The sequence below is a fragment of the Amycolatopsis sp. NPDC059657 genome (genome assembly GCF_042734395.1).
In the GTDB taxonomy this organism is placed as follows: Bacteria; Actinomycetota; Actinomycetes; order Mycobacteriales; family Pseudonocardiaceae; genus Amycolatopsis.
Genome location: NZ_JBHWEB010000011.1, coordinates 84,998 through 111,431, shown reverse-complemented (window position 1 = coordinate 111,431; position 26,434 = coordinate 84,998). Strand labels below are relative to the sequence as shown.

Annotated in this window: 24 protein-coding genes and 1 pseudogene; 19 read left to right on the top strand and 6 right to left on the bottom strand. The window is 68.4% G+C overall.

The genetic code is table 11. From position 1 onward, the window contains the following. Nucleotides 1–900: a phosphotransferase gene (locus tag ACFV15_RS08810; protein ID WP_378349606.1), complete on the top strand. Its 900-nt coding sequence runs from the start codon at nt 1–3 to the stop codon at nt 898–900. A 205-nt stretch (nt 901–1,105) separates the two neighbouring features. Here the strand turns inward: ACFV15_RS08810 and ACFV15_RS08805 are convergent, their stop codons facing one another. The 5 genes from ACFV15_RS08805 to ACFV15_RS08785 all read right to left on the bottom strand — a co-directional run bounded on the left by ACFV15_RS08805 (nt 1,106) and on the right by ACFV15_RS08785 (nt 7,784). Then, on the bottom strand, nt 1,106–2,965 hold the full coding sequence (locus ACFV15_RS08805) for a VirB4 family type IV secretion system protein (RefSeq protein ID WP_378349605.1): 1,860 nt from the start codon (nt 2,963–2,965) through the stop codon (nt 1,106–1,108). Next, nucleotides 2,962–4,092: a PrgI family protein gene (locus tag ACFV15_RS08800; RefSeq protein ID WP_378349604.1), complete on the bottom strand. Its 1,131-nt coding sequence runs from the start codon at nt 4,090–4,092 to the stop codon at nt 2,962–2,964. The genes ACFV15_RS08805 and ACFV15_RS08800 overlap by 4 nt, the downstream gene beginning before the upstream one ends. Next, entirely contained in the window at nt 4,089–6,209 is a 2,121-nt protein-coding gene (locus tag ACFV15_RS08795) for a hypothetical protein (RefSeq protein WP_378349603.1), read from the bottom strand. The genes ACFV15_RS08800 and ACFV15_RS08795 overlap by 4 nt, the downstream gene beginning before the upstream one ends. Nucleotides 6,210–6,213: 4 nt before the next feature. Continuing rightward, nucleotides 6,214–6,588, bottom strand: coding sequence for a pilin (locus ACFV15_RS08790; protein WP_378349626.1), 375 nt, complete (start codon nt 6,586–6,588; stop codon nt 6,214–6,216). A gap of 131 nt (nt 6,589–6,719) precedes the next feature. Continuing rightward, the gene (locus ACFV15_RS08785; protein WP_378349602.1) at nt 6,720–7,784 is read right to left on the bottom strand and encodes a hypothetical protein; all 1,065 of its coding nucleotides are present in this window, start codon (nt 7,782–7,784) and stop codon (nt 6,720–6,722) included. Between the two features lie 535 nt (nt 7,785–8,319). Between ACFV15_RS08785 and ACFV15_RS08780 the strand changes: the two genes are divergently transcribed. The 5 genes and pseudogenes from ACFV15_RS08780 (at nt 8,320) to ACFV15_RS08760 (ending at nt 11,764) form a co-directional block, all read left to right on the top strand. Further along, nucleotides 8,320–9,318 (top strand): hypothetical protein, encoded by a 999-nt coding sequence (locus ACFV15_RS08780; RefSeq protein WP_378349601.1) that lies wholly within the window; start codon nt 8,320–8,322, stop codon nt 9,316–9,318. Continuing rightward, nucleotides 9,315–10,265 (top strand): DNA methyltransferase, encoded by a 951-nt coding sequence (locus tag ACFV15_RS08775; protein WP_378349600.1) that lies wholly within the window; start codon nt 9,315–9,317, stop codon nt 10,263–10,265. The genes ACFV15_RS08780 and ACFV15_RS08775 overlap by 4 nt, the downstream gene beginning before the upstream one ends. Then, nucleotides 10,262–10,729 (top strand): annotated as a pseudogene (locus ACFV15_RS08770) (DNA cytosine methyltransferase); the annotation flags it as partial. The gene ACFV15_RS08775 and the pseudogene ACFV15_RS08770, both read left to right, overlap by 4 nt. A 163-nt stretch (nt 10,730–10,892) precedes the next feature. Next, a complete protein-coding gene (locus ACFV15_RS08765) occupies nt 10,893–11,393 on the top strand; it encodes a hypothetical protein (RefSeq protein WP_378349628.1) in 501 nt (166 codons plus the stop codon). A gap of 92 nt (nt 11,394–11,485) precedes the next feature. After that, nucleotides 11,486–11,764 carry a hypothetical protein gene (locus tag ACFV15_RS08760; protein WP_378349627.1) on the top strand — a complete coding sequence of 93 codons (279 nt, stop codon included), beginning with the start codon at nt 11,486–11,488 and terminating at the stop codon, nt 11,762–11,764. A 42-nt stretch (nt 11,765–11,806) separates the two neighbouring features. Here ACFV15_RS08760 and ACFV15_RS08755 read toward each other — a convergent pair whose 3' ends face one another. After that, nucleotides 11,807–12,142, bottom strand: a complete 336-nt coding sequence (locus ACFV15_RS08755) for a hypothetical protein (RefSeq protein ID WP_378349599.1) — start codon at nt 12,140–12,142, stop codon at nt 11,807–11,809. Between the two features lie 15 nt (nt 12,143–12,157). Here ACFV15_RS08755 and ACFV15_RS08750 point away from each other — a divergent pair, with 15 nt between their 5' ends. From ACFV15_RS08750 to ACFV15_RS08690, 13 genes are all read left to right on the top strand, one after another. Next, nucleotides 12,158–13,417 (top strand): DNA-methyltransferase, encoded by a 1,260-nt coding sequence (locus ACFV15_RS08750; RefSeq protein WP_378349598.1) that lies wholly within the window; start codon nt 12,158–12,160, stop codon nt 13,415–13,417. Between the two features lie 56 nt (nt 13,418–13,473). Continuing rightward, on the top strand, nt 13,474–14,283 hold the full coding sequence (locus ACFV15_RS08745; protein ID WP_378349597.1) for a DNA-methyltransferase: 810 nt from the start codon (nt 13,474–13,476) through the stop codon (nt 14,281–14,283). Between the two features lie 75 nt (nt 14,284–14,358). Beyond that, complete coding sequence (locus ACFV15_RS08740) at nt 14,359–14,625, top strand: hypothetical protein (RefSeq protein WP_378349596.1); 267 nt, start codon at nt 14,359–14,361, stop codon at nt 14,623–14,625. Continuing rightward, the gene (locus tag ACFV15_RS08735) at nt 14,622–16,628 is read left to right on the top strand and encodes a recombinase family protein (protein WP_378349595.1); all 2,007 of its coding nucleotides are present in this window, start codon (nt 14,622–14,624) and stop codon (nt 16,626–16,628) included. Before ACFV15_RS08740 ends, ACFV15_RS08735 begins: the two co-directional genes overlap by 4 nt. An 89-nt stretch (nt 16,629–16,717) precedes the next feature. Beyond that, nucleotides 16,718–17,323, top strand: a complete 606-nt coding sequence (locus ACFV15_RS08730; protein WP_378349625.1) for a DUF2637 domain-containing protein — start codon at nt 16,718–16,720, stop codon at nt 17,321–17,323. 185 nt (nt 17,324–17,508) lie between these two features. Beyond that, nucleotides 17,509–18,366 (top strand): hypothetical protein, encoded by an 858-nt coding sequence (locus ACFV15_RS08725; RefSeq protein ID WP_378349594.1) that lies wholly within the window; start codon nt 17,509–17,511, stop codon nt 18,364–18,366. Nucleotides 18,367–18,441: 75 nt separating this feature from the next. Beyond that, nucleotides 18,442–18,705 (top strand): hypothetical protein, encoded by a 264-nt coding sequence (locus ACFV15_RS08720; RefSeq protein WP_378349593.1) that lies wholly within the window; start codon nt 18,442–18,444, stop codon nt 18,703–18,705. Further along, nucleotides 18,702–19,724 carry a hypothetical protein gene (locus ACFV15_RS08715; RefSeq protein WP_378349592.1) on the top strand — a complete coding sequence of 341 codons (1,023 nt, stop codon included), beginning with the start codon at nt 18,702–18,704 and terminating at the stop codon, nt 19,722–19,724. The genes ACFV15_RS08720 and ACFV15_RS08715 overlap by 4 nt, the downstream gene beginning before the upstream one ends. A gap of 15 nt (nt 19,725–19,739) precedes the next feature. Then, a complete protein-coding gene (locus ACFV15_RS08710) occupies nt 19,740–19,988 on the top strand; it encodes a hypothetical protein (RefSeq protein WP_378349591.1) in 249 nt (82 codons plus the stop codon). Further along, on the top strand, nt 19,985–20,497 hold the full coding sequence (locus tag ACFV15_RS08705) for a hypothetical protein (RefSeq protein WP_378349590.1): 513 nt from the start codon (nt 19,985–19,987) through the stop codon (nt 20,495–20,497). The genes ACFV15_RS08710 and ACFV15_RS08705 overlap by 4 nt, the downstream gene beginning before the upstream one ends. Beyond that, nucleotides 20,498–23,107 (top strand): ATP-binding protein, encoded by a 2,610-nt coding sequence (locus tag ACFV15_RS08700; RefSeq protein ID WP_378349589.1) that lies wholly within the window; start codon nt 20,498–20,500, stop codon nt 23,105–23,107. It abuts the gene before it with no gap. An 80-nt stretch (nt 23,108–23,187) separates the two neighbouring features. Further along, complete coding sequence (locus ACFV15_RS08695; protein WP_378349588.1) at nt 23,188–25,191, top strand: hypothetical protein; 2,004 nt, start codon at nt 23,188–23,190, stop codon at nt 25,189–25,191. Nucleotides 25,192–25,193: 2 nt separating this feature from the next. Continuing rightward, entirely contained in the window at nt 25,194–26,303 is a 1,110-nt protein-coding gene (locus ACFV15_RS08690) for an NlpC/P60 family protein (protein WP_378349587.1), read from the top strand. Nucleotides 26,304–26,434: the final 131 nt, after the last annotated feature.

Here is a 26,434-nt window from a genome sequence, read left to right as displayed (position 1 = left end):
ATGACCGAGTTTGAGATCACCGCGGGTCTCATCCGCGACCTGCTGCGGGACCAGCATCCGGACCTGGCCGAGCTGCCCCTCCTCGAGGTGGAGGGTGGCTGGGGTAACCAGATGTGGCGCCTCGGGGATGAGCTGGCCGTGCGGATCCAGCGCATGGACACCGGTCCCGATCACCAACTCAAGGAGCGCCGGTGGCTGCCGCTGCTCGCCCCACGCCTGCCACTGCCAATTCCTGTCCCGGTGCGGAGCGGCGCGCCCTCCGAGCGTCTTCCCAAGATCTGGACGGTCGTGACGTGGGTGCCGGGGCTGCCGCTGGACCACGGGTCGATCACCCGCGGCGAGCACGCGGCCGACACCCTGGCGGCGTTCCTCGGGGCGCTGCATGTGGCAGCGCCCGCCGACGCACCGGTTGATACGGGCCGCGGCGCGCATCCCAAGGACTGCACGGACGGCTTCGAGTATTTCGTCGACTCCGTCGACGTTGACGCGATCGGCTCCGACACCGCCGACGTCCGGGCTGTCTGGGACGATGCCGTCGAGGCCTCCGTGTGGGAGGGTCCACCGGTGTGGGTGCACGGCGACCTGCATCCCGCGAACGTCGTCGTCGCGGACGGGACGCTGGCGGGTGTTGTGGACTTCGGTGACATGTTCGTCGGCGACCCGGCGTTGGACCTGGCGGCTGCCTGGGTGCTGCTGCCGGAGGGCGCGGCCGCACGGTTCTTCGCCGCGTACGCGGAGGCTGACGAAGCGACGGTCCGGCGCGCCCGCGGGCTGGCCGCGCTGAAGAGCCTCTTCCTGATGCTGATGGGCCAGAACGGGGACCGTGGCCTGCCCGGCGGCAAACCGGCGTGGGGTCCGGCGGGACGGGCGGCGCTCGACCGGGTCCTGAGCGATTCTTGATGATTTACGTTTCTCACGAGACATGGCATGAGGCCTGCCAATGAACGGCAGAACTTGCAGGCAGCGTCCAATTCCACGCCCCGATCGCCCGCAGTTCCCGGTTCTGCGTCAGCAACCTCCCCGGCCGCTTCCTGTCCACAGCGGACTCGATAGCGGACATGGCACACCTCAGTTCCGAATAGAAAAGGCAGAAATAGAGCGGATGTCAGACGGCGTCTAGCTCGACGTAGCCGTCCACCTGGTCGTCGAACTCGGCCGAGCTGCGGCGGGACGCTGTGGTCGCGGCGAGTTCGGCGGGATCTGTCGTGATCAGCGCGTTCTCCTGCGGCGAGGCCAGCGATTGGAACGCCACACGCTGGGTTCCGGTCGAGAGCAAGCCCTGGCCTTTGTCGGCGGAGATGAGGAACTGCTTCTCGCCTGCGGAGAGGTTGAAGGTGGTGACGATCTCGTCGATCGCCTGCGGGGCTTGCCGGAGCAGGATCTGGGTGGCGGCGTTGGCGACGATCGCTTTGCCCAGGTCGGTGCGGAGGACGTCGCCGACGTCCTGGGTGGCGATCGTCAAGCCCGCCCAGTGTTTGCGGGACGCTTTCGCCATGCGGTGCAGGAACGCCGCGCCGGCGGGGTCGGCCATGAGCAGCCACGCCTCGTCGACGGTGATCAGCCGCGGCCGGCGGATCGCGGGGTTGGACACGCGCCGCCACACGGTGTCGAGGGTGAGCAGGGTTCCGATGGGTTTGAGTTCGTCGGGCAGGTCCCGCAGGCTGAACACGGTCAGATGTCCTTCGGCGCGGGTGGTGGTCGGACCGGCGAACATCGCCGAGAACGCGCCGTGCACGTAGGGGTGCAGCCGGGCGCCGAGGTCGACCGCGTCCGGGTCTCCCGCGGCGAGGATGGCCGCGAGATCAGCCAGCAGCGGCGCGGGACGGCTCCAGGTGCGCGGGTCGTCGGTGATGCCCGCGCGGGCGTAAGTCGCCGTGATCGCCTGGTCGAGCACCGCGCGCTGCTGCGAGGTCGGTGCGGTGCCGAGTAGGACCGCGATCACGGTGTGCAGGAACAACGCTCGCCGCGTCACCGCGTCGCGCGGCGCGGTGCGGCGCCCGTCGGGACGTATCGAGATCGGTAGGTCGAACGGGTTGACCCGCACGTCCTGGGCGCCGAGGTGGACGTAGGTGCCGCCGACGGCTTCGCAGAGGCGGCGGTACTCGTCTTCGGGGTCGATGATCGAGACCTCGATCCCGCGATACAGCGACCGCAAGGTCTCCAGTTTGACCAGGTAGCTCTTGCCCGCGCCGGAGCGGCCGAGGATGACGGAGTTGTAGTTGTCCGCGTCGAACCGGTTCCAGTGCACCAGCCCCTGCGAACCCACGTTGAACCCGTAGAGCACCCCCGTCGGCGCGGCGACGCTGGCAGGGTCCGCTGGTGGCAGGTCGGGGCTGGTGAAAGGAAACGCAGCGGCCAGGGCGCTGGTGTCGAACGTGCGCCGCATCCCGATCAGGTCCAGCCCGAGTGGCAGCGTCGAGGCCCAGCCCTGCACCGAACGGTAGGTGGTGGGTTTCGCGTCGAGCAGCAGCGACGCCGCCAGCGACCGCACCGCCGCGACCTCATCAGCGAGCGCATCCGCAGAGGTGGCGTGCACGGTCAGGTACAGGCCGAACCGGTAGAGCTTGCCCTCGCCGCGGGCGACCCGGGCGGCGAGGTCGTAGGCGTCCTCAGTGGCGGCTTCGACCATCGGATCCAGCAGCCGCCCCTTCTCGCTCGTCTGGCGGCGGCCGGATTCCAGTTTGGACAGTTGCCGTTTGAGCCGGTTCGCCGCCGTCACCGGGTCGATCGGCTCGATGTGCAGGCTGACGTCGACCCGGCCCGGGTGCGACAGCAGCGGTTGCAGCCATCCCGGATACACCTCGCGCGGGTAGCCGACGGTCGCGAACGTGGCGACGAACTCGCCGCCGACCTCGAGATGCCGGGGCGCGACCGATAGCGAGTCCGGGGTGAACGCGCCCGCCCTCCCGATCGGCGCCCCGGCGGCGTGCTTTCCGTGTTGTCGGCGGCGGCGTGCGCTGCTCACAGGTCGCTCCCATCCCAGTCGTCCACGGAACTCGAGGTCTCCGCCACTGGCGGCTGCGCTGTGGGCCAGGGCTCGTCGTCGAGTGCGTCGGTCCCGGTGGTGGTGATGACGTCGTCGGCTCCGGCGAGCCCGGCACCGGGTGGGATGAGGGAGTCGGGGTTGCAGGCCGCGGCGAGTACGGCGGTGGCCTGCCCGGCGTCGAGCGGGGTCACGGTGATCCCGGCGGGGGCGAGCAGCTCGGCGGCTTCGCCGAGGCGGCGCACCAGCCGTGTCTCCGCCGCTCGCCGCCCACCTTCGGTCACCCCGGCAGCGCGGGGGCGCTCGCGGCGGGCGCGCAGCGCGGCCAGCGGTGAGGCGCCGCCGAGCCCGTCGGCCGGCCCCGCCGAGCGCACGGGTTCGCGCAGCACCAGCAGTACCTGTCGGCGGAGCAGGTCGGTGGAGCGGCGGAGCTGGTCGAGGTAGTCGGCGTGCTCGCGAGCCGCGGTCTCCAGCATCGGATGCGGCAACCCCGCCGCCGCCTCACGCAGCTCGGCGATCTGCCCGGACAAGTCGAGTCGTTCGGTGCGCACCAGCACTTGCACCGGCGCGGTCAGCGAATGCAGATACCGGCCGAACGATGCGACCAGCGCCTCCTGCTCACCGGCAGTGCGTAGTGCGAAGTTGACCGTCGACGCCACCGCGACGATCGCGACGCCGTCGGCTCCGAGGTCGACGACACCGGCCTCGGTCACGGCTTCGGCGGGCAGCCGCAACGGCGCCGGGGACACCTCGGCCTCACCGGTGACACCGCCGGCGGTGTCACCGGTGAGCCAGGGTGGTGCCGGTCGCACGCCCTCGGGTGCGGCCACCCGGTGGCGGGGTTGCAGGCGCTGGCGGATCGCGGCCACGACGAGCCGGTCGAGACTGATCCCGTCCCGACGGCCCAACGCGAGCACCGCGGCGGTGACGGCGATGGGCACCGCGACGGCGAGGAACACCGGCAGCGGGATCACCGCCCTGCCGAGCGTCCAACCGCTGTAGAGCACGATCCCGGTCACCGCCAGGATCGCGAGCTGGCGTGCGGTCAGTCCTGCCAGCACACGGTCCTCGCGGTCCACATCGGACGGAATTCGAATGGGTTGCGTCATTTCTCTGCGTCCCCTCGGGTTGTGGGTGGCGCCGGTGGACGGAACGCGACCGGCGGCACGGACTGCGTGCGTGGCAAGGCGTCACCGAGCCGCGGCTCCGGTCGCGCCGCACGGAACACCGGCGCGGCGGGTTGCGGAGCGGAGCGTGTGACCGGGCGCGAGGTGTGCGCGGGTTCTGGGCTCGCTGGTTGGAACCGCAGCTGCGGTGGGACCGACGCCACGCGGATCGGCAGTGCTGGCGGCTTCCCGGACCGCGGGCCGCCGGGGCTTTGGAATTTCGGTGCTGAACCTGGCTGCGGGCGGTGCCGGAACGCCGGGGGCGCAGTGCCCGCCGGGCGCGGGCCGGAGCTGAACTCGGGTGGTCCTGGCCGCACCGGGACGGCTGGGGTGCGGGCGGGGTCGTGGCTGGTTTCTTGCGGACCCGGTTGCAGGAACCTTGGTTCCTGGGAGGGCAGCATCGGCTGGCGGGCGGCACGCTCCCGCTCGGCGTCGTACTGCTGCCTCAGCCGCTTGTTGACCGCGTCCGGAGTCGGCGCGATCCGGGGTTGCGGCGGCCACGGCGGATCGGCCGCACCACCCCGCCCGCCACCACCGTGCCTGCGGCCCGCTTGGGCGACGCCGAGGGCACGGGCCTTACCGAACCCGCCGGCTTTGCCCGCGATGGCGCCGAAGGTCTTGGCCGCGATCACCGCTTTGACCAGTCCGCCGAGGAACGAGCGGCCGGTGCCGAGCTTGGTGGCCGACAGGAGCCAGAACGGGATCTTGAACAGGATGTAGAGCAGCCCGAGGACGGCGAAGAGCATCACCAGCCCGCCGCCCACGGAGTTGAACAGGTGCACGCTGCCGCTCAGGAACGTGTTCAGTGCGACGATCAACGTGAGCGCCTGGGCGACCTGGATCCCCAAGGTCGCGACGAGGGCGCGTTCGCACCAGCGGGCGATGCCGTCGGTGTGAGGCAGGGCGTGGCAGGCGACCCACAGCGGGGCCGACGCGGTGAGGATCAACAGGATGATCACCCGCACCACGTAGACCAGCAGCAGCGCGATCACCGCGATCACGAGCACGAGGTGCAGGATGATCACGAACAGCCCACCGGACACGGCCGCGGAGTAGGCGCCGTTGACCGACTCCGCCAGGGTGTTGCCGAGTTTGGGTGGGTCGACTCCGTCGCCGAGCACTGCGGCCGAGAGGGCGTTGGCGAGGCGGATGACCTTGTCGATGACGAACAGCGACAGCGTCGACGCGATGAATGACACCACCAGCCGGGGCGCGATCTCCTTGATCGAGTAACGGCTCTGGATGGACTCGTGGGCCATCACTACGATCCCGCCGATCATGACCAGCCCGCCGAACGCCGCGAGGACGATCAGCCACGAGTTGTTCCACAGGTTCGCCATACCGGGCAGCGAATCCAGCGTCGGCGTGCTGAACGCGGTGTCGCCGAGCAGCTTGAGCACCGGGTCCATCGCCGCCTTGACCAGGTCGCGAAAGACCGCGTTGATCGCCGCGTTGATACACCCTGAAATGTTGGTGATCCCGCACTCCGGGTCGCCACCACCCGCACCCGGCTCACCTGGCTGGATGCCGCTGCTCGGCGGCGCGGTCGTCGGCTGCGGGATGCAGCCCTCGCCCGTGCACGGTGGCGTGCTCGGCGAGGTTCGCGTGGTGGCGGGCGTGCAGCCGACCTGCCCGGGAAAGCAGCTTGTCGTCGGCAGCTCGGTGATCGGAGGCAGCGGCGAGACCGGCACCGACGGCGTCGATGTCACGGTCGGGAAATGACAGGTCGGGTCTGGCGAGTTCGGAGCGCAGGTCGAGGTCGGCCCGGTGGGCAGCGGCAGTGGCGGGTTCGGCGCCGGCTGCGCGGGGAGCAGCAGCTGTCGTGCCGCCGCGGTGTGCGCCGTCGGGTCGGCAGCCGACGCCTGGACCGCGAACGCGCCGCCGATCAGTCCAGCCAGGAGGACGGCCGCCACCCACGCCCCGCGTGGACGGCGACCTCGCCAAGGGCGGTGGCGGTCGGCGGGCGGGGTGAGGATGACCCGATCCCGGCGCGCCCGTGCCAGGGGCGCGCCGGGCTCGCCGCGATCGGCGGGCGTGTGGGTGGGGTGGGTGTTGGTCATCGCCCTAGCCCCCGACGATCCCTTTGAGGATCTCCACCACGAGCGGCGCCAGCGCGGCGAGCCCGTAGCCCCAGCCGGCGGACTTGAACGCGGTCTTGGCCTTCTCCACCTCGCCGGGGTCACCGGCGGCCATCAGGTAGCGGACCCCTCCGACGGTGAGGAACACCGTCGCCAACCCCGCGAGGATCCCGACCAGCCAGTTGCGGATGTTGTTGAAGACGTCCTCCACTTTCGCCGCGAACGCCAGCACCTGCGTCGTGTCAGCCAGCGCCGGACCCGTCGCCGCGACAGCCAGCAACGCCGCGGCCAGGACCGTGACGGTGACCGCGCGGGAGCGTCGCCGGAGGCTGCGGCGTGCTCCGGTTCCACACACATTCATCAGATGACTGAGCCGCAGCGGGACAGGCCGTGTGGCGGCGCCGGAGGCCTGCCGCGGCGCGGTGTCGCGGCAGGCCGCGCGGTCCACCGGTGGGGTCGTGGGCTGGGTGTGGTCGGCGTGGGTGCCAGGTGTCACGCGCATCGGCGCACCTCCGAAATCTGCTCAGGTGAGGTGGAGGGCGCGGCGGTGGGCGTGGAACCCCTCCACTTCAAGAGGCCGGATTTCGGGCCGTTTTCTTTCACCGCCGGTTCGAATTTCTTCGAAGAAGTTGGTCGGCCGTTGCGGCCATGACCACTCACTGTGGGTGACTGTCCCGGTGGAGGTGTGGTGGTGCCGGGGGCTGAGCGCAGCGCCAGGGAGGTGAAGGCGGCGGTCGTGACCGGGTCGTCCGGGTCGGTCTCGCGGGCCTCGTCGAGCAGGTAGGCGACGAGTCGTTGTTCAGCCCGCCAGCGCGCGAGGTTGGCCCGCCCGTGCGGCATGTCGTGCAGCTCCGCCCAGTCCGCCAGGCCGATCTCCTCCAGCCGGGTGGTGGCGATCAGTTCCGCCTCGGGCGGGGTCAGGACCCCGACCGCGACGGCGCGGGCGAGCACCAGATCCGGATGCCCCCAGGGCCGGTGCGGCGAGGTCGACCGGAACCCCGCCGCCCACGGCAACGGCGCGTCGACCGAGGCGTCGATGGCCTCCGGTTCAGCCGGGATCGGCGCGTCCAGGGACTCGGTCACCGCGGCGTGCCCGGCGCGAAACGCCGCCCACCGCAGCTGCTGCGACAGCCTCTGCCCGCCCACCTCGACGGTGGTCAGCGCCTCGAGGAAACCGGTCAGTATCGCCGCGTGCAGGTCCGCCCGATCCCCGCGAAAGTGCCCCGCCAAACGGGCGGCGCTGCGCGCCAACGTCGGCAGCGCCATCCCCACGCACGCGACCGTCCAGGCCGCTCCCTCCGCGCGGGAACGCCCGATCAGAAACCGCCACACCGCGTCACGGGTGCGGCCCGTGCACGCGGGATCCAGCAGCCGATCACGCAACTCGTCCAGCGGCACCAGCCGATCCGGCAACCCCGGGAAGCGGCGCCCGTCCACCGCCATCGGATCCGGCCCCGTCACCAACCACGCGAACGAATTCCGCGCCGAACCCAACGGCAACAACCCCTCACTCCCGGGCCGCATCGACGGGTTGTTCTCACTGTCGTTGTCCTGCATGTCTGTCTCCTTGAGTCAAGCGATGAACTGACTCAGGAAGGACACCGCGACAGCGACAAGAAAAGAGCAAGAAAAGAACAAGAAAAGAACAAGGAGAACGCCTTGTCGCGCGCAAGGTGCTATTAAAATCGTCGATCTGGATCGATCCACTTCGGCTCGCTCGGCGGGTGGCGTGAGCGCGTGTTCGCCTGCCCTTAAGGGGTATCTGCCTGGGCTTTTAAGAGGCCTCCGGCTGGAGCCTTAGCAGGGTTCGAAGGTTGGTCGGCGGGGATCTGGCCTGGGATGCGGAAGTTGCTTGAAAAACTTCGGTGACTTGCGCTGCGGGTTCGCTTTCGCTCGGGGTGTTGTCCTCTTGTTTAAGAGAGGTGTTTGGACTTTGTTTCATGAACCGTGGACCGCTCGGCTAACAAGAAAGCCAAACGCGAAGATTTGCGAATGTGAATTTCGGTGTGCGGTGAAAGAAAACGGGCTGAAAACCGGCCTCTTGTAGTGACAGGGCATCACCCCGCCATTGGCAGCGAGAGGGAGATCCGGGATGTCTACACCCCCGCCATACGAGGACAGGCCACCGCACGCCGGGCACATCCGAGGACACGACAACATCGGGCGCACACGACCGCGTCACCGCGTGCGTGGCCGGCATCGCGCCGTGGCACACCGTTCCGCCCGAGGCGGTGCCCGGCGACCTCGCCCGGCGACCGTGTGGCCGTTCGCCGACGTCGAGCCGTTGCCCGGCACCGCGCTGCTGGCGGGCTGGCTCGGACGCGCGATCGTCACCCTCGTCACCACCTACACCCGCCCCGGCGACCGCGTCCTCCTGCTTGCCCCGCCACCCCCGCGCCCCGCGTACCCGACCGCGCGCGGTGGCGTTCGCGGTCTGGACCCGTACGCCGGACTGGCCGAGGCGGTCTGGACCGTCACCCGACTCGGACGCACCGCCGACACCGCGACCACGACAGACACGCTCGACGATCCCCACGGCCGCGCTGACGCGCTCGGCGTCGGCGCCGCTGAGTCGGGGTCCGGACCCCGACTCGGTCGGCTCCGACTGACGCACCCGACCGACCCGGACCGCGCGACCGAACACCGACTCGCCCGCGTCGGCTCCTCGTCCGGCGGCCGGTTCAACCTGATCATCACCGCGGTCCATCCCGGTGCCACCGACTGGCTCGCCGACACCGACTGGGACACGGCCATGACCCCGACCGGCCTCCTCACAGTGATTACTCACAGCGACAGTCGGGACGGACTGCTCATCGACCCCACAGGTTCGATCGCGACCACTATCTGTAGTAGCGGCCGAGGGTGGCTCGATCACATCGCCGTCCTCAGCGCACCGATACCCGCCGCCCGGGGACGGGGGACAGAAGCTGATCCGCTTCCGGCGGGCGAGGACTCGACGAGCCCGGGATGTGGGCCGCTGGCCGTGCGCTCGGTTCACCACGACCTGCTGCTCTTCGGTCCTATCCCGTCGCTCGCCGCCGAGCGGAAGCCCGAACCGTCCACCATGACCGCGGCGGGAGACCTCGGATGACTGACCAGTCACGCCACCCGCGCGGAATGGAACAGCCCTACACGTTGCTCGCTTCCGTATGGCCGACCGGGACTGACAGCATCGCGACCCAGCTGGCCGGCCGCGGCTACCACGACGCCACCGACACCGACCTGTCGGTGATGCCGCCGGCGATCGCCGAGTACGCCATCACGGCGCTGACGCGGCCCGGGGATGTGGTGCTCGACCCGGACTGCGGCGCCGGCACCACCGTCGTCGAAGCGCTGCGCGCGGGCCGGCACGCCATCGGCCTGACCACCCACCGGCGCTGGTGGCGCCTGGCCCGCGCCAACGTCACCGCCGCCAAAGCCGCCGGAGCGCCGATGGACGGCATGGTCCTCATCCTCGACCGCCGCCCCGGCACCCTCGCCGTGGCCGAGACAGCCGGACTCACCGGACGCGTCGACCTCCTGCTCACCACCCTGCGCCCACCCACCGGCGACGACCCCGCCGAAAGCGGTGGCAGGCTCCGGGCACTGCTGAGCGAATGCCGATCCCTGGTACGTCCCGGCGGGCACGTCGTGATCACGATCCCGCCGCGACGGCACCCCGTCCGGCACACCATGCTCGACCTCCCCAGCGAGCTCCTCGCCCTCGGCGCCGCGGCCGGGCTCGCCCCGGTCGCCCGGTGCGTCGCGCTCACCGCCGACCTCCGCGGCGCGCGGGTCCGCACCCGCGCCACCCTCGCCGAGTGGCGGACCGCCACCCACATGGAGCGCCTCATCGGGCATCCGATCGCGCTGCGCGCGCACCACGACGTGCTGGTGGTCCGCGCCGACCCCGATGCCCTCGAGACCGCCCCGGCCATGCCGGTCCCGACCGTGCCCACCCGCCCGCGCAGGCGACGCACCCGCGCCGGACGGGAGCTGGCCGTCGCCTCGATCGCCGGTCCCGACGCCGAGATCTCCGCGTGTCGGAGCGCGGCATGACCGGCTACGGGGCACTGCGGGTGTCGTCGACACCCGGGCCGGTGATCGGGTCGCTCTGTACTGGGGTCGCCGGCCTCGACCTGGGGGTGCTCGCCGCGTTCGGCGGCGGTCGCGTCGCGTGGTGCGCCGACCCCGACCCGCACGTCGCGGAGATCCTCGCCGCCCGCCTGCCGGGCGTGCCCAACCTGGGCGACCTGCGCCAGGTCGACTTCACCGGGGTCGAGCCGGTCGACATCGTCACCGCGGGGTTCCCGTGCCAGGACATCTCCGCGGCCGGACGGCGCGCGGGCATCGAGAAAGGTCACCGCAGTGGGCTGTGGACAGACATCGTGGCAGCCATTCGCCTTCTACGACCCCCGCTCCTCATCGTGGAGAACGTCGCCGCACTCCGCTGGAAAAACGGCGGCCTCCACCGCGTACTCGGCGACCTGGCCGAAGCGGGGTATGACGCGGCATGGCGTAGCGTCCGCGCCGCCGACATCGGCGCCGCACACCGGCGCGAACGCGTGTTCCTGCTCGCCTGGCCCCGCACCGCTACCGCCCCGGATGCTGCCGACCCCGCAAGCACGCGACGGCGACAACCGAGGCCCAGCCGACCCAGTCCGGCGTCGAGCCGGCGGGCACCAAGTGAACCTGCACGACGCGGTGCACGCGGTGATGAAACTACTGCCCACACCGATCGCTTCGGACGCGAAGAACTGCACCCGCAGAACGCAGGGCGGTGGTCCGTCGCTGGCCGACGAAGCCCGATTGCTGCCGACTCCGACAGCGATCAACCCGAACGACCACGAGAACCCTGGCCACTGGCTGCAGCGCCGCGAAAAGCATCGCGCGCGAAAGATCAACGGCAACGGAATGGGCATGCCGTTGTCCATCGCGATCCGGTTGCTGCCGACACCGAGGGCCTCGGACACGGGCACGGCGGGGCGCCGGGCGGGCCCGGGATTCCGGCCGCCGCTGTCGCAGGAGGTGCTGCCGCTGGTGGACCCCGAGGCGTTCCTTCCGACACCGCGGGCGACCGACGGGACGAAGGGCTGCCCGGCCCAGCGGGGGTCGAAAGGCGACCTGATGTTGCCGTCGGCGGTGATGCGCCTGCTCGTCCTGGACGCGGGCGACGGCATCTCGTAGCCGTCGCCGACCCAGATCCCTCCTCGGCAGCCTCGGCGCACCCCGAGGTGGACTGGGGCGACTACGCGCCGGCCATACGGCGGTGGGAACAGGTGCTCGGGCGACCGGTCCCGTTTCCCACGCAGCCGGGCACCCACGGGCGTCCCGTGCTGGCCCCAGCCTTCGTCGAATGGCTCCAAGGACTTGAGCTGGGCTGGGTGACGAGTCCCTCGCTGCCGCGTACCGCGCAGCTTCGCGCTCTGGGCAACGGAGTGGTCCCGCAGCAGGCGGCGCACGCTGTCCAGCTGCTTCTCTCAGACCTCGCCGCGCTGCTCGACGACGACAGCCGCTGGCAGCCCATCGAACACTGGCGTGCGGCGGAGGCGGCATAGCACATCGACCCCGCCGTTCAGCTTCCCAGGACAAGTTCGGCGTCAGCCTCGATCGGCTTCGAACGGCTCGTCGCTCCAGCGGAACCACGCCTGCTCGCCTTGGACGTGAAGGAGGAACTCGGGCACCAGGCCACGCGGCGACCGCAGGCTCAGCGTGTCCGCGATGCGGCTGTAGAGCAGTTCCCACTCTTCCACATGGTCGTCCATGCCGGACTCGATCAGGGCCAGCTCCTCATCAAACAGCGGCTTGACGTCGTCAAAAGCTGGCTGCGGCACGAACCGTCCGGACAGCCAGGGAAAGTCGGGGCTCTCGATGACGATCTCGCCGAGGAGTTCCTCGTCGCGGAGCAGCTGCCATATCTCTCCGGTCCAACGCACGCCAGCTCCACTCTCATGATCGACCGATTTCTCAGACGCAGGGTCGCATGCACCCCCGACAGTCCAGGCTCAGCGACCGGAGCTCTAGCCGGGGTTGGCCGTGCTCGACCTGCACCTTCACACCCCGTGCCGACCACCACGTCCTCGAACCCCGTCACGCAGAACGAGCCCGCTACCGCATGCTCTGGAGGGACAAAGATCATGGCCAGCTCGCAGCACCAGGCCTACTACCGCGACGACTCGGTCACGTTGCATAGCGGCGACGCCGCAACGGTCCTGGCTACATTGCCTACCGGTTCTGCGCATTGCGTGGTGACCAGCCCTCCGTACTGGGGCCTTCGTGACTACGAGACCGCGACGTGGAGCGGCGGCGACCCGGCCTGTTCACATACACGCGAGGAGCAGCGACTCCGCTATCCCGACGCTTCGGTTGAGCCGATCCCACAGAGCGCTTTCACGTGCGGTTGGTGTGGCGCTCGCCGTGAAGATCTTCAACACGGTCTTGAGTTAACGCCAGGGGAGTACGTGGACCGGTTGCGTGAGGTCATGGCGCAGGTCCATCGCGTCCTGGTCGATACCGGCACGCTCTGGCTCAACCTCGGCGACTCCTACAGCGCCAGCCCACCCGGGCGCACCGCCGACCCGATGCGCACCAGCGGCCTGACCAGCCGCATGACGGCCGGACACATGCGCGAGTCGGTCCGTTCTGCCGGAGTCCGACGCGACCACGTCGTGCCGCGCAAGAACCTGGTCGGCATTCCCTGGACCGTCGCCTTCGCCCTGCAGCGCGACGGGTGGATCCTGCGCAACGCCATCGTGTGGCACAAGCCCAACGCGATGCCCGAACCAGTCCGAGACCGACTCTCCAGCCGCTATGAGCTGTTGTTCCTGCTCACTAAACAGCGGAAGTACGACTTCGACCTCGACGCGATCCGCGAACCTCTGGCTCGCCCCAACGCGGTGAGGAAGATCGGCGCGGCGACAGGGCAACAGCGAGGGAAGAACCCGGGCGATGTGTGGTCGATACCGACACGCCCACTGCGCGAAGCGCATTTCGCCGCGTTCCCGATCGACATCCCGCTCCGGTGCGTCGCCGCGGGCTGTCCCGAGAACGGGACCGTCCTGGACCCGTTCAGCGGAGCAGGAACCACCGGCCTCGCCGCACGCCGACTCGGACGACACTACGTCGGCATCGACCTGAACCCGGAGTTCCACGCCATCGCCCTGCGCAGGCTCGACCTGCCCGCGCAGCAGACGGACCGGAACGCGGCGTGACCTCGCCGAGCGGGCATCGAGCCGCGTCGGCCATGCCGGATCGGAAACCTGGCGGCGTGACACTGCTGACCGGCGACGCCGCCACCGTGCTCTCAACGCTTCCGACAGCGTCAGTCGACTGCGTGGTGACCTCGCCCCCGTACTGGGGCCTGCGCGACTACCGTGTCCGCGGCCAGTATGGCGCGGAGAACACGGTCGAGGAGTATGTCGACAATCTCGTGTCGGTGTTCGACGCTCTTGAGCGAGTGATCAGACCTAGTGGCTCGGCATGGCTCAACCTCGGCGACACATTCGGTGGTTCTTGGGGAAACTACGTTGCCGAGGGGTCGGAGTCACGGACAGCGCCTGCCCGCATGGCGCTGGACTCCGGATCCAGTCGTCCACCACAGACCCGTTACCGTCCCAAAGACTTGATCGGCGTACCGTGGCGAGTCGCGTTCGCCCTCCAGAACTCGGGATGGGTGCTGCGTGGTGCTGTCATATGGGAGAAACCCAATGCCCGCCCCGAGAACGCGCGGGACCGGCTCAACCAGCGCTACGAAACGCTCTTCTGGCTTAGCCTCCGCGAAGGTCTCGCGTCTGCGTCGCCGCCCGCCGAGCCAAATTCGGCCAGCGATGTGTGGACGATCTCGGCAGAACGCGCCCGCACCGGGCATCCCGCAGCCGGAACACTCGAAGTCGCCCGACGCTGTCTCAAACGCAGCTGTCTGTCCGGCGCGGTTGTGCTGGATCCCTTCTCCGGCAGCGGAACCACGGGGATCGCCGCGCGCCAGCTAGGGCACAGATTCATCGGCATCGACCTCGACCCATCCTGTCACGCTCTCGCGATGTCACGGCTGCTGGCCTTTGAAACACCCAATCGGTGACTCGGGCTTCCCCGAGGCCCGTGTTCAGCGCGAGTATCGGAAGAGCAACTCAAGGAAATCGTGAGGTGAACCTCTGTGACTCGTAAGCGGCAGCCGGAGCAACAGCGTGTTGCAGGCAACGACGTGGCAGATGCCGGGCAGGTCATTCCCTTTCGGCGTCGGGCTCCTAACCCGGAGAAGTCCTGGACGTTCTCGGTCAACGTGGAGAGCGTTGACGGCGAGACAAGGGAGTGGTTGGCGAGCGAGCTTGCGCGCGCGGTGCATGAACTCCTGTTGTGGGCCCATGCAGACAGCGTCGGCGCGCACGGCGACGAAGAGGGATTCGAGGAGCGTGCGGCGTGACGTTACCTGCGGACCCAGTGTCGCCCGCGATTGCTGAACGTATGGGACAGCCAGGGCTATCGGACCTGGCGGTTTCGCCGTTCGGGCTCCCCATGGCTGTGCGGGGTAAGGAAGTCAGAGTTGCCTGGGTCGGCCGGACGTCCACTGAGGAGCATCAGGATCCGCGGCAGTCGTTGTTGCGTCAGCTGGAGCGCTCGAAGGTGGCGTTGCCCGAGTCGTGGGTGATCGTCACCCATTTCTACGATGTCGAGTCCGGGCGTATGGAGTTGGAGAAGCGAGGACGGAAGTCGAACTACGAGCGTTTTGACATCCCGATCGCTCGTGACGGCGGTATCGCCGACTTGCTGACCGAGGCCGCGAAGCCGAACCGTCGGTTCGACGTGGTGATCTGCGAGGCAATGTCACGCATCGCGCGCAAGATGTACGAGACCTTGAGTGTCGAACGCCAGCTGGAGAACGCCGGAGTTGCGGTGTTCGCCTCAAACGAGCCGATCATGCTCACCGGGGGACGCGCGCAGCAGATCCTGCAGCGGCGCATCAACCAGTCGGTGGCCGAGTACGAAGTCCTCAACATGCTGGAGCAGTCCTGGGGCGGAACGTGCACGCATGTCCGCGAGGGCTACAACATCGGCAAGCCCCTGTACGGCTACCGCGCGAAGAAGTTTCGGCATCCCAACCCTGTCAAGGCCGAGAAGGGGATCACGAAGACTCGGCTGGAGCCTGATGGCGAGCGGGGCGAGACGGTCACGTTGATGGCGCACTGGCGGTATCACGAGCAGCTGGGCTTCGACACCATCGCGGAACGTCTCAACGCCGACCTTGACGCTCATCCGCCACCGGAGCCACCGGGCGGGCGGCGTGCCAGGGGAGCGTGGTCGAAGTCTGCGGTCGCCGACGTGCTGAAGAACCCCAAGTACACCGGCTACCAGGTGTACAACCGCCGAGCCCGGCGCAGCCGCGGCGGGACCGGCGTGGTCAACCCGCCCGAGATGTGGGTCTGGTCCGTCGAACCGGCGCACGAGCCGCTGATCCCGAAATTGATGTATGACGAGCTGGTCGCGCGCAGGGTGGCGAAACGGGGCTCGCGTGATGGCAGTGATCGCAACCGGCATCCAAACACGAAGCGCGCTTACGTCTTGCGCGGTCGCGTCGTCCACACCTGTGGCCGGCGGATGCTCGGGCATCGTCATCGCGGACACATCTACTACCGATGCTGGCCGACGAACAACAATCGGGGACGGATGGACAAGCTTCCCGATCATCCCCAAACGGTGTACATGCGCGAGGACGCGATCCTCGCGGCGTTGAACGTGCTCTACGCCGAGTATTTGTTCGGTAATCGCCGGATGGCGTTGCTCATGCCTCACCTCGCGCAGGTGGATGACCGAGAGCGCGGAGAACGGGCCGAGCAGCGTGCGCGTTTGCGGAAGCGCGCTGATGATCTGGGACGCAAGCAGGGCAACGTGCTCAGCCAGGCCGAGGACGCTGACCCAGCCGACCCCTTCACTCAGGGGCTCCGCGAGCGCTACAACGCGCTGGGTGCCGAGCAGCGGACTGTCCTGGAGGAGATCGCCAAGCTCGACCTCGAAGGCCTGCAGACACCGGCGACGGCCACAGCCGCCGATCTCGACATAGTCGATCTCCTGCCCCACCTTGAGGTGAACCTGCATCGAGCGCCTGCGGAGTGGCAGGTGCGGCTCTACGAACTCACCAAACTCCGTATCCATGTCGACCACGAAACGGACCACGCCATGATCGAAGTGACCTTGCCAACGAGCGGCATCGACGACATCGCCGTCGTAGCCGGAGAGGCAGCCCGAAACACAGAAGGGCAGGGCCCAGAAGTCGCAAGATCACCCGGCGAAGCTGGTGTGATTGCTGGTGGTGCCCCCGGAGCGGCTCGTACAGCATCTACACGAAGCCGCACCCGCGGTGAGCTGGCAGTTTCCGCTGTTCTCAAGATTAAGCGACGTCGCCGTGGCCAGGGCGGTGATGCTGGATGAGCGCCCCGGCCCAAGAGCGCTCGACGATCTATGAGGTAGACGATCACCAGGCTGTCGAACGTGTCAGCCGGGCTCGCCGGGATCGTGCCTTGTGGGTGCAGTGCGCTTGCACAGCTCTGGTCGCACTAGGTGCGGCCTATGCCTCTTATCGACATGGTCGAGTGTTCGCGTTGAAGTTCGGCTCGGACGAGACGACGGCAGCGATCTGGCCGTTGATCGTGGACGGGTTGCTCACGACGGCCACGGTCGAGCTGTGGAAATCTGGCCGTAAGGGGAGCGGCCGGTGGGCGGCCTGGCTGGCGTTCGTGTTCGGCATCGTGCTCTCGCTGTGTGCGAATGTTGCTGCGGCGCCCGCTCTGTCTGTCTTTGCCATCGCGGTCGCGGCGTGCCCTCCGCTCGCGCTGCTGCTGGCGGTCGAGCTGCTCAATCGAGCGCTTAAGCGTCATCGCGCCGACTTGCAAGCCAAGGGAGCCGAGGTGGCCGAAGCTGCGGGGGTGGTGCGTCTTGCTGTGGTTTCGAACGAGCCCGTGGAGCCGAGCGAGACGACTGCTGAGGACCGGATGTGGGCGTACTACGCGGCCGAGAGCGCTAAGGGGCGTGTACCGAGCGGCGCTGAGCTTGACCGGGTAGTCGGGACTCACAACTACGGCCGCCGCATCCTCCGGAAGTGGCGCGAAGGCGGGCAGATTCAGTAGCTGGCGACGTACCCGGCCGCGCGCCTTCACCTCAGACGCTGGGGGCTTGGCCGAACATTTGCGTACGCCTTTCGGGTGAAGATTCCCTTGCTCTTCACCTGGGGCAAGGATTTGGCCAAGCAAAAGGGCCAGCCCCACTTTCGAGGCTCATGGCGATCTTGTCGCCACTCGGAAGGCCTCCGCAAATGTCCAGTCGTGCATACAGCCCGCTGTCGGCGCTTCAGGCGCAGCTCACCCGTCCGCGTTCGATCGTCCAGTTTGACGCCGTTCTGAGTGCGTGGTCGAAACAGGATCCGGCGTTGGCCGGGATCAGCAGCCATGACCGGCTCGTCGAGGTGCTGCGAGGCAAGGACTACCCACGTCACGATGTGGTCCTGCACAGCCTGTTGCGCCGCGCGAGCACCCAGGACGACGACGGGCGCCTGGCTGCCGAGCTGGTCGTCAACGCGATGATTCCCGCTGTTCCCGGCGTCGTCGGCCGCGTCATTCGCGCCACCCGTGCCGCCGCGTGCACGTCGGGTGTTCGCCGGGGTGTGACGGGAGCGGGCGTCTCGGCCTCCGAGAGCAACCGAGACATCCAAGCCGGGGTGATCGGTCACCTCTGGGAGACGGTCCGCTGCTACCCGCTGCGGCGCCGGAACCACGTCGCCGCGAACCTGACGCGCGAGACGCAGCGCGCCGCACTCCGATCCTTCGGAGTCGACCTGGGGCAAGCCGCCGCAGAGGTGATCAGCATCGACAACCAGGCCCACCCCGGTCAGCTCGGCGACCAGCCGACGGACCTGGATGCGTCCGAAGAACTGCTCGAGCTGCTGTCGTGGGCGGTGGAGCAGCAGCGGCTGGACGAGGAAGCCACGACGATCCTGACCGCTCGCTACTTCGGCGACCAGATGGGACGCGACGGCGTGGCCACCGATCGCCAGGTCGGAGCGCTGATGGGCCTGAGCCAGCCGACTATCACCCGCCACCGCCAGCGAGCCGTCGAACAGCTGGCCTCCGCAGCGCGTGATTTCCCGGGTGTGAGCCGGGCGTGGGCCAGCTGACTGGCACGCATCAAACGCCGGGTGCGGGCTGCATGTCTTGGACGACAGCCGTCCGCACCCGTGGTTGGAGCGCTCGTGACCGGTCCTCGCATCACACTCGACCCTGAAGAGGAGTCGATCGCTCGTGCTCGCCTCCGAGCGCGGGAGTTGGCCGCGCGCCTGGCCGCCTCGCTGATCGACCGCGAGCTGTACACCGAGATACGGCAGTTCCTTGACGAGGTCGGGTTCCCGGCGTGCGACGCGCTGGAGTCCCTCTCCGGCCGCGCTGACACGCAGCTGAGGCATCGGCTGCACTTGATCCTCGGTCTTGGCTCGACCGGCGGAGACGAGACACGATGAGACGACGAGACCGCCAGGGCGAGACCTACGAGACTGCTCGCGAGCCCAGGTCGCACGCGGTCTCGCGGCTGATCCCGGACGCGAGGATCGAAACGGCGCTGCGAGCTGCCACACGCCGCGGCGGCCGGTTACTGGCGTGGGCCGTGGTCCTCGCCAGTCCACTGGTGACACTCGCGGTCTTGGTGCTTCTTCGCCCGACCACGCATTCCGAGTCACCGGATGGCACCGCGCGTCTCGAGCAGCCGGACCCTCGTGGCTGGGCGGAGATGTACGTGCGGGCCTGGCTCTCGGCCAGCCGCGACGACTCCGCGGGTCTGGAGACGTTCTATCCGCCTGGGATGAAAACGCAGCGGATGCCGGGCACTCAGGTGCCTGTCGACACATCGACGATCGCGGTGACCTCGCCTAGCGCTGGAGTGTGGTCGGTGGTGGTCGCGGTCAACCTGCTGACTCAGCCACCTGAGGGCAAGCACATCGCGAGGCTGGCTTGCGTCCAGGTCAGCATGCTGGGCCAGCTGGTGAGCGGCGCCGCGACTTACGTGGCTGCCGCGCTGCCTTCGCCGGTGACTTGCCCAGCGACCATGGCGGCGGTGGAGCTCAACTATCCGGAAACAGCCGAGATCACCGGCCCGATCGGTCAATCCGTGCTCGGCTTTCTGGCCGCCTACCTGGCGGGGCAAGGCGGGTTGGACCGCTACATCACGCCGGGAGCAAGCCTTGCCCCGGTCGTGCCGGCGGCGTACGCGACGGTGCAGCTCAGTGTCTTGAAGACTCACGAGGCTTTCGAGCCAGGGCAAGCCGCGCGCCCACCCGATGGCACTGAGATTCATGTTCTGGCGCGAGCCAGCGGATATGACGCGACCGGCCAGGTCACGGTGCTGGACTACGCGCTGACCTTGGCCGCACGTGCAGGCCGTTGGGAGGTCCGTCGCATCGACCCCGCACCGCAACTGGCGTCGATCTCGACGAAAACCACACCGACCCCACCGTCGAGCTCACGTTCGACGGCCGGCGGATAAGGCAAGGAGACCGTCATGCACACCTTCGTGTACGCCGCCGACGTCAAGTCGTGGATCGACACAAACCTCGCCTGGGGTGATCAATCCGTGCGACGGCTGATCCTGCTCGCGGCTGTTGTCGGCGGTATCGGCTTGCTCATCGGCACTCGCGGCAACATCACCCGGGTCATCAAATACGCCGTGATCGCGGCAGTCTTCCTGGGCCTGCTGCTCAACATCGACGCCGTGTCCGGCATGTTCGGCTCCTGGTTCACCAAGGGATGACGACCAAGCCGGTGCAGGGCAAAGCGCTGGTCGGCCGCTCGTACACGCGGTCACGGCGCCAACCGCGGATGTTCGGCCGGATGCCGGGCCGCGATGGCGCCTACGTCCCCGGCGGGCCCTACACCCTCACGCAGGGCGTGCTGTTCCTGGCGCTCCTGCTCATCGTCTGGAAGCTGCCGATCTTCGACTGGCTGGGTTCCGCTCGCTGGTTCGTGCCGTTGTCCGCGGTGTTCGTGCGCCGCGCGCGGATCGAGTCACGCACACCCGCGGGCTGGTTGCTGGGCCTGTGCACCCAGCTCCTTGCTCCGACGACCGGAACCGTCGAGGGCAAGCCCTATCGTCCTAGCCGTCCAGTTTGGAGTCAGCAGCGAATCTACTTGCACCACAACGAAGGTCCGGGCGGACCACAACCGTCCATTCTGGCCTCGGCTAGCGCGACAGAGGCGGTGTCGCCTCTGCAACTGCTGTTGATCCGCGCCCGATCCGCCAGCGAGAACGAGGTGTTCTAAATGGACGATCCGATTCTCGACATCAGCGGGAACCTGCTGTTCTGCGCCGACGGCTCCACCTGGGCGGTGTGGCGCGCATACCCGGCCGAGAGCGCCCGGTCCTCGGGCAAGCAACTGCAGGCGCTCTACGAGCGGACGGTCACGTTCATGAAGTCGCTGCGGGGCGAGGTGATGATCGCCTCGCTGTGTGAGCAGGTCCAGCCGCACGCGATCGTTGAACGCTGCCTGGACGACATCGATCTCGACAGCAATCCGCACTGGGCGGAGACAGTCCACAACGCGTGGGACCAGCTTGACGACCTCGAAGTCCTCGGCCGCACGTACTGGGTCGCCAAACCGCTGACCGGCCACGGCTGGCGCGACGCCGCCCACGGATTATGGCGCGCGACCGGCACCGCGCTCGGCGAGACCCTCGGCATTCCTATGCGCCCGGCCACCCCAGCGGCCATCAAGCTCGGTCGGGAGCGAGCCCGGATCGCCGCGGAGGAACTCGGCTCGACCATCCCGCTGCGAGCCGCGACAACAGCCGAACTGCTGTGGTGGCTGTGCCGCGCTCCCGTCCGCGGGATCAACGAACCTCAGCTCGAGGATCGGTCCACAGTGCACAACAGCGGGACCACTCTCGCACCCGGTCACGGCCGGGCGAGACTGGTCACGCTGCGCGGCACCGTGCTCGACGAGGGCGGTCGCACCGACGAGCTCACCGATGATCCGCAGCCGGGTGTGGCCGCGATGGTCAAGAACCTGCTGGGTCCGCTGCGGACGTTGAACCGTCGGTTCCTCAAATGCCTCACCCCAGGCGACGACGGCCTGGTCGAGAGCTATCAGGCCTACCTCGTGCTCGCCGAGATGCCACGCGCGTTCACCTTCCCGGGCCACGAGATCCTGTCCCGGCTGGCCGGGATCGGGTTCGGCGTCGATTACGCGCTGCGGATCACCGCGACCATCAACGAGGAAGCCCGCGCGTCGAATCGCCGCCGTACTCGGGACCTGATGAGCCAGGACGAGGAGCACGGCGGTGACGGCGCCGGCGTGCCTGCTGACGTGTTGTCCGCGCAGCAGGAGATCCAGCACAAGAACGCACGCCTGGGGGCCAGTTCCACCGAGAACGACCTCGAGGTCGGCATCGTCGCCTGCGTCTGGGGCACGACCGCGGCCGCCTGCGACACGAACGCCAAATACCTGCGGCAGGCGTTCCTCGGCGGCGAGTACAAGTGGGAGCGCCCGCTCGGCGGACAGAAACAGCTCTACCAGGCCATGTTGCCCGGCCACCGCACACCGCTCGTAGTGCGCGAATGTGCGCAGAACCTGCTGGCCAGCGATGCCGCGATGCTGCTGCCGTTCTCCGCGACCGAGTTCGGCGACCCGACCGGTGCTCTGTTCGGCCTGACACTCGACGGCGGCGCGATCGCACCGTTCCTGCTCGACCCGACCTACGGCCCCACCCACGACTCGTCCGGCGGGATCGCGGTCATCGGCGAGCTCGGCGCCGGCAAGTCCGTCGTGCTCAAGAACGTCGCCGCGGTGGTCCGGCTCATGCTCGACGGCAGGGTGATCGTCGTCGACCGGACCCGCAGCCGTGAATGGGTACCGGTCGCGAACGCACTGCCCGGCGACTGCCAGGTCGTTGACGTGGTCGATCCCACTCTTGATGGCGAACGTGCTACGCACGCCGAGTTGCGCTACTCGTGCGATCCGCTGCGCGTGTTCCGCGGGAAGACCAAGACCAGCACCGGCATCGCCGAGACGTTCTTCGCCGCCTGGCTCGATCTCGAGTCCAACTCGCCCGAACGAGACGCGCTCGGCCGTGGTCTCGACGAGGTCAGCGGCAGTCTCGATGCCTCCAGCAACAGTCTCGTCGATGCTCTCGTCCGCCATGGCCGCAAGGACCCGGCCGCGAAGGCGCTCGCGGACCGGCTGCAGCGGCTACGGCGTGATCCGATCACCCGGCCGATCTTCGATCCGGATCTCAAGCCGGTCGATCTGCTGGGCGCGGACATGGTCGTGTTCTGTACCAACGAGATCCCGCTGCCCAGCGCGCTGGAGATGAGCAACGAGCGCATGGCCGCGCGTATCCCGCCACGCAAGCTCTTCGGCCGCGCCTTCCACCTGCTTATCGCCGCGATCGCCAAGGAGATCTGTTTCGGCACAGAACGGTGGGGCGAGTTCATCTGTGATGAGGCCTATAACGTCACCGGCACCCCGGAAGGCCAGCAGATCGCGCTCGAGTTCGTCCGCGACGGCCGTAAACACGCCGCGGACATGGCATTCGGCTCGCATGCGCCGCAGGACCTCGGCGACGACATCCTGCAAGGCCTGATCGCCGTCCGGTTCCTCGGACGGCACCGCGACGACGGCCTCGCCCGCAACGGGCTGGCCTGGCTGGGTGTCGACCCAGCCGACGCGCACTACCGCGAGACCGTCACCAAAGACCTCTCGCCGACCAACCCGGCCGGTGGCGAGGCCGAACGGCACGCGCGAGCGGGGGAGTTTCTGGTGCGTGACCACTCCGGGCGCATCGGCAAGGTGAAGGTCACCACCCAGCCATACCGGACACTGCCTCAGGCGGTCCTGACCACACCGACCATCGCCCGTGGCGGTCATAGCTGACTTCGACGAATCAAATCCCCATTGGCGAGTGCATGTCTTGAGCGACAGCGCGTTTTCCGCATCGTCGCAAAGGGACATCCATGACCGCGTTCGCGAGAACCTCCACCTATGTGGTGACACTGGCTGTTGCGGCGCTGCTCGGTCTGGCCGCCAGTGCCGGTTCCGCCGCGGCTCAAACATTGCCGCACTCGTGCGAGCCGTTCCCGTTGTGCCTGACACTGCCCGATCCGACGCCGACACCGCCGCCGGATCCCGCCGATCCGGGCAGCCCGCCGCCGATCCCGATCCTACCGGGCACTTCGTTGGGGCACAGCATGTCCGGCATCTTCTCGATCAGCGACGGCTATGGCCGGGATCTGCACAACTACGATCTGTTCGCGAATCTGCCGTCGGTGCTCACCAACGTCGGGCCGACGATCTGGTTGTGGCTGGCGAACATGGGGTTCTCGGTGGGCAAGTACGCGCTCGGGTTCTCGGTGTGGTTCATCGAATGGTCGATGTCGACCAAGGTTGTCGACTGGATCAAAGCCCCCGCCCAGCGCTTGGAGCAGATCTGGCAGGCCGACCTCATTGGCGGCCTCAAACTCCGTCAACTCGCATTGCTCCTGGCCACCTGCTACCTGGGCATGCTGTTCGTCCGCGGCTTCACCACCCGCGCCTGGCGCGAAACGATCTCGACGATCGCGGTGAACGTGCTCGCCATCGCCGTCATCACGCACCCGGTGGACTTCCTCGTCGGCGACGACGGCGTCCTGAGCCTCAGCCGCGACCTCGGCGCCGACGTCACCGCCGTGATCATGGGCCAGCACCCCGGCGGCACCGGCAACCCGGCCGCGCCGATCGGCCAATCCCTGATCGACACCCTGCTCATCACGCCGTGGGAGACGCTGAACTACGGCGGCCCGATCACCGGCAACAAGAACGTCGACGACGGCTGCCAGTACTCGGTGAAGAAGGTCCTCGACCAAGGACCGTGGTCGGACAAGGACAACAGCACGAAAGCCCGCGAACTCGACCACTGCCCAGATGACTACGGCAAGTACAACGAGGTCGCCGACGTCGACCGCGCCCTCGGCGCCTGGCTCTATGCCCTGGCGATGCTGCTGTTCGCGATCTTGACGGTCTGCCTGAACTCCATCCAGATCCTCGCGGGCTACTTCCTGCTGTTCGACGGACTGCTGCTCGGGCTCGCGCTGATCGCCGCGATGGTCCCGGCCTGGCAGCACCAGCTTGCCTACCGGGTCAGCTCGATCGCCGCGACGGTCGCGCGGTTGCTGATGGCGATGTTCTTCGTCGCGGTCATGACAGTCTTGATGCGGTCGCTGCTGGTCGCCGACCTCGGGCCACAGGTGGTGCGGTTCGCCGTGATCGACCTGGTCGTGTTCTCCGGCTTCCTGTTCCGCAAACGTCTGGCCGCGAACATGCAGCAGATGCGCGCCAAGGTCAGCAACAGCCTTCAACGCCTCGGCCGCCGCAGCACCGCGCCAAAGGCATTGCCCCAGCCCGTCGTGCCACCGGGCCCGGGCCGGATCGGGCGGACGATGAAAGCGGGCGCTACCGCGTTCACCGAGTCACTGGCTCCCGCTCAGCAGCTCAAGGACAAAGTCCTCGCCGCAGGCAAAGCGGGCGGCAAGATCGGGGGCAAGGCACTCGCCTACACCGCCGGCGCCCCGGTGTCCTGGCCAGCCGCCGCCAAGCGCGCGCAGACCGCGCTGACCAGCAAGAGCGCTGCCGCGAAGAGCGCCCTGGGTACCAAAGTCGGCGCGGCGAAGCAGTACGCGTCCACCTACGCCGGAAACCTCGGCAAGATCACCGGCGCGGCGCCCGCCTTGAGCTTGGCTACCCGCGCGCTCGGCAGCCGATCACCGGGTTCGAGAAGCCGCGGGCCTGCCCCCAGCCCTGCCGCGGCACGCATCGCCACACTCACGCCGACCTCGAACGCCATGACTCCTCGAGCCACCGGCACCCCGCACGGACCGGTCGACGGCGGAGCGCCGAGCCCGCTGCCACCAGGCATGCTGCCCACTCCCAGCCCGCTGGCGCAACGCCTACGTGAGCGCCTCGACCACGCGCGCCGGAGCTGAGAATGAACCCGATCCTCGCGATCCAAATGGCCTCACGCCTCCGGGAACAGGTCCGCGAGCATCCGGTCCGGTGGGGGTGCATCGCCTTGCTCTTGGCGTTCGGGCCGCTCGCGGTCGTCGTCTTGCTGGTCGTGGTCATCGTCGTGGTCGTCGGCGGCGCCAGCGGATCGGCCGCGGCGGTACCCGGTCATGTTCCCGGAATCCCCGACGTCATGCTCGCTGCCTACGTCCGGGCCGCGGAACAGATCACGACCGTGCGCCCGCACTGTCAGGGCATGCGCTGGTCCATCCTGGCCGGCATCGCGCAGGTCGAATCCCGGCACGCGGCCGGCCGCACGATCGCGCCGAACGGCGACATCAGCCCGCCGATCCAGGGCCCGCTACTCGACGGATCCGGCGTCGGGGGCAACCGCACCCCGATCCGCAATCCGGACGGCAGTTTCGCCCGCCCGGTCGGCCCATTCCAGTTCCTGACCACCACCTGGGCCACCGTCGCCCAGGACGGCAACGGAGACGGGCAGCGCAACCCGCACAACGCCTTCGACGCCGCACTCGGCGCCGCCGCGCTCCTGTGCGGAACCGGCGCCCGGAACCTTGGCGACGAGGCGCAGCTCCGGGCCGCGGTGTACGGCTACAACCGCAGCACGGCCTACGTCGAGCAGGTCATAGGCAACATCCGCGGCTACGACGCTATCCAGCTGCAACCCGGCATCGCCGTGAACGCTGTCGGCGCGGCCAAGACCGTGATCGACTCGGCGATGGCCCAACGCGGCGTGCCCTACATCTGGGGCGGCGGCACCGCCAACGGACCCAGCGGAGGAGGCTTCGACTGTTCCGGCCTCACCCTCTACGCCTACGCACGCGTCGGAATCTCGCTCGCCCATAGCAGCAGAATCCAGTTCACCACCGGAACCCGGATACCCCGAGAGCAAGGCCTCGGGGCGCTGCGCCCAGCTGATCTCGTGTTCTACAGTTCAGGCAATATCCATCACGTCGGGATCTACCTTGGGAACGGCCAAATGATCAACGCACCGTACTTCGGCACTTTCGTACGCATCGACCAGCTCAACCTCGCCGACTATGCGGGCGGGGTCCGCTTATTGAACCAATAGCTAGAGCTTCCGGTGTACTTTCGGAGCAGATGCCGTGTTAAGCACGCACTTAATGAGTTGTGCGGAACGCTCGCCGGGTCGTGCCGGGTTCGGTTTGGCTCACCAAGGCACTTCCGTCGGTGCTGGTGCGG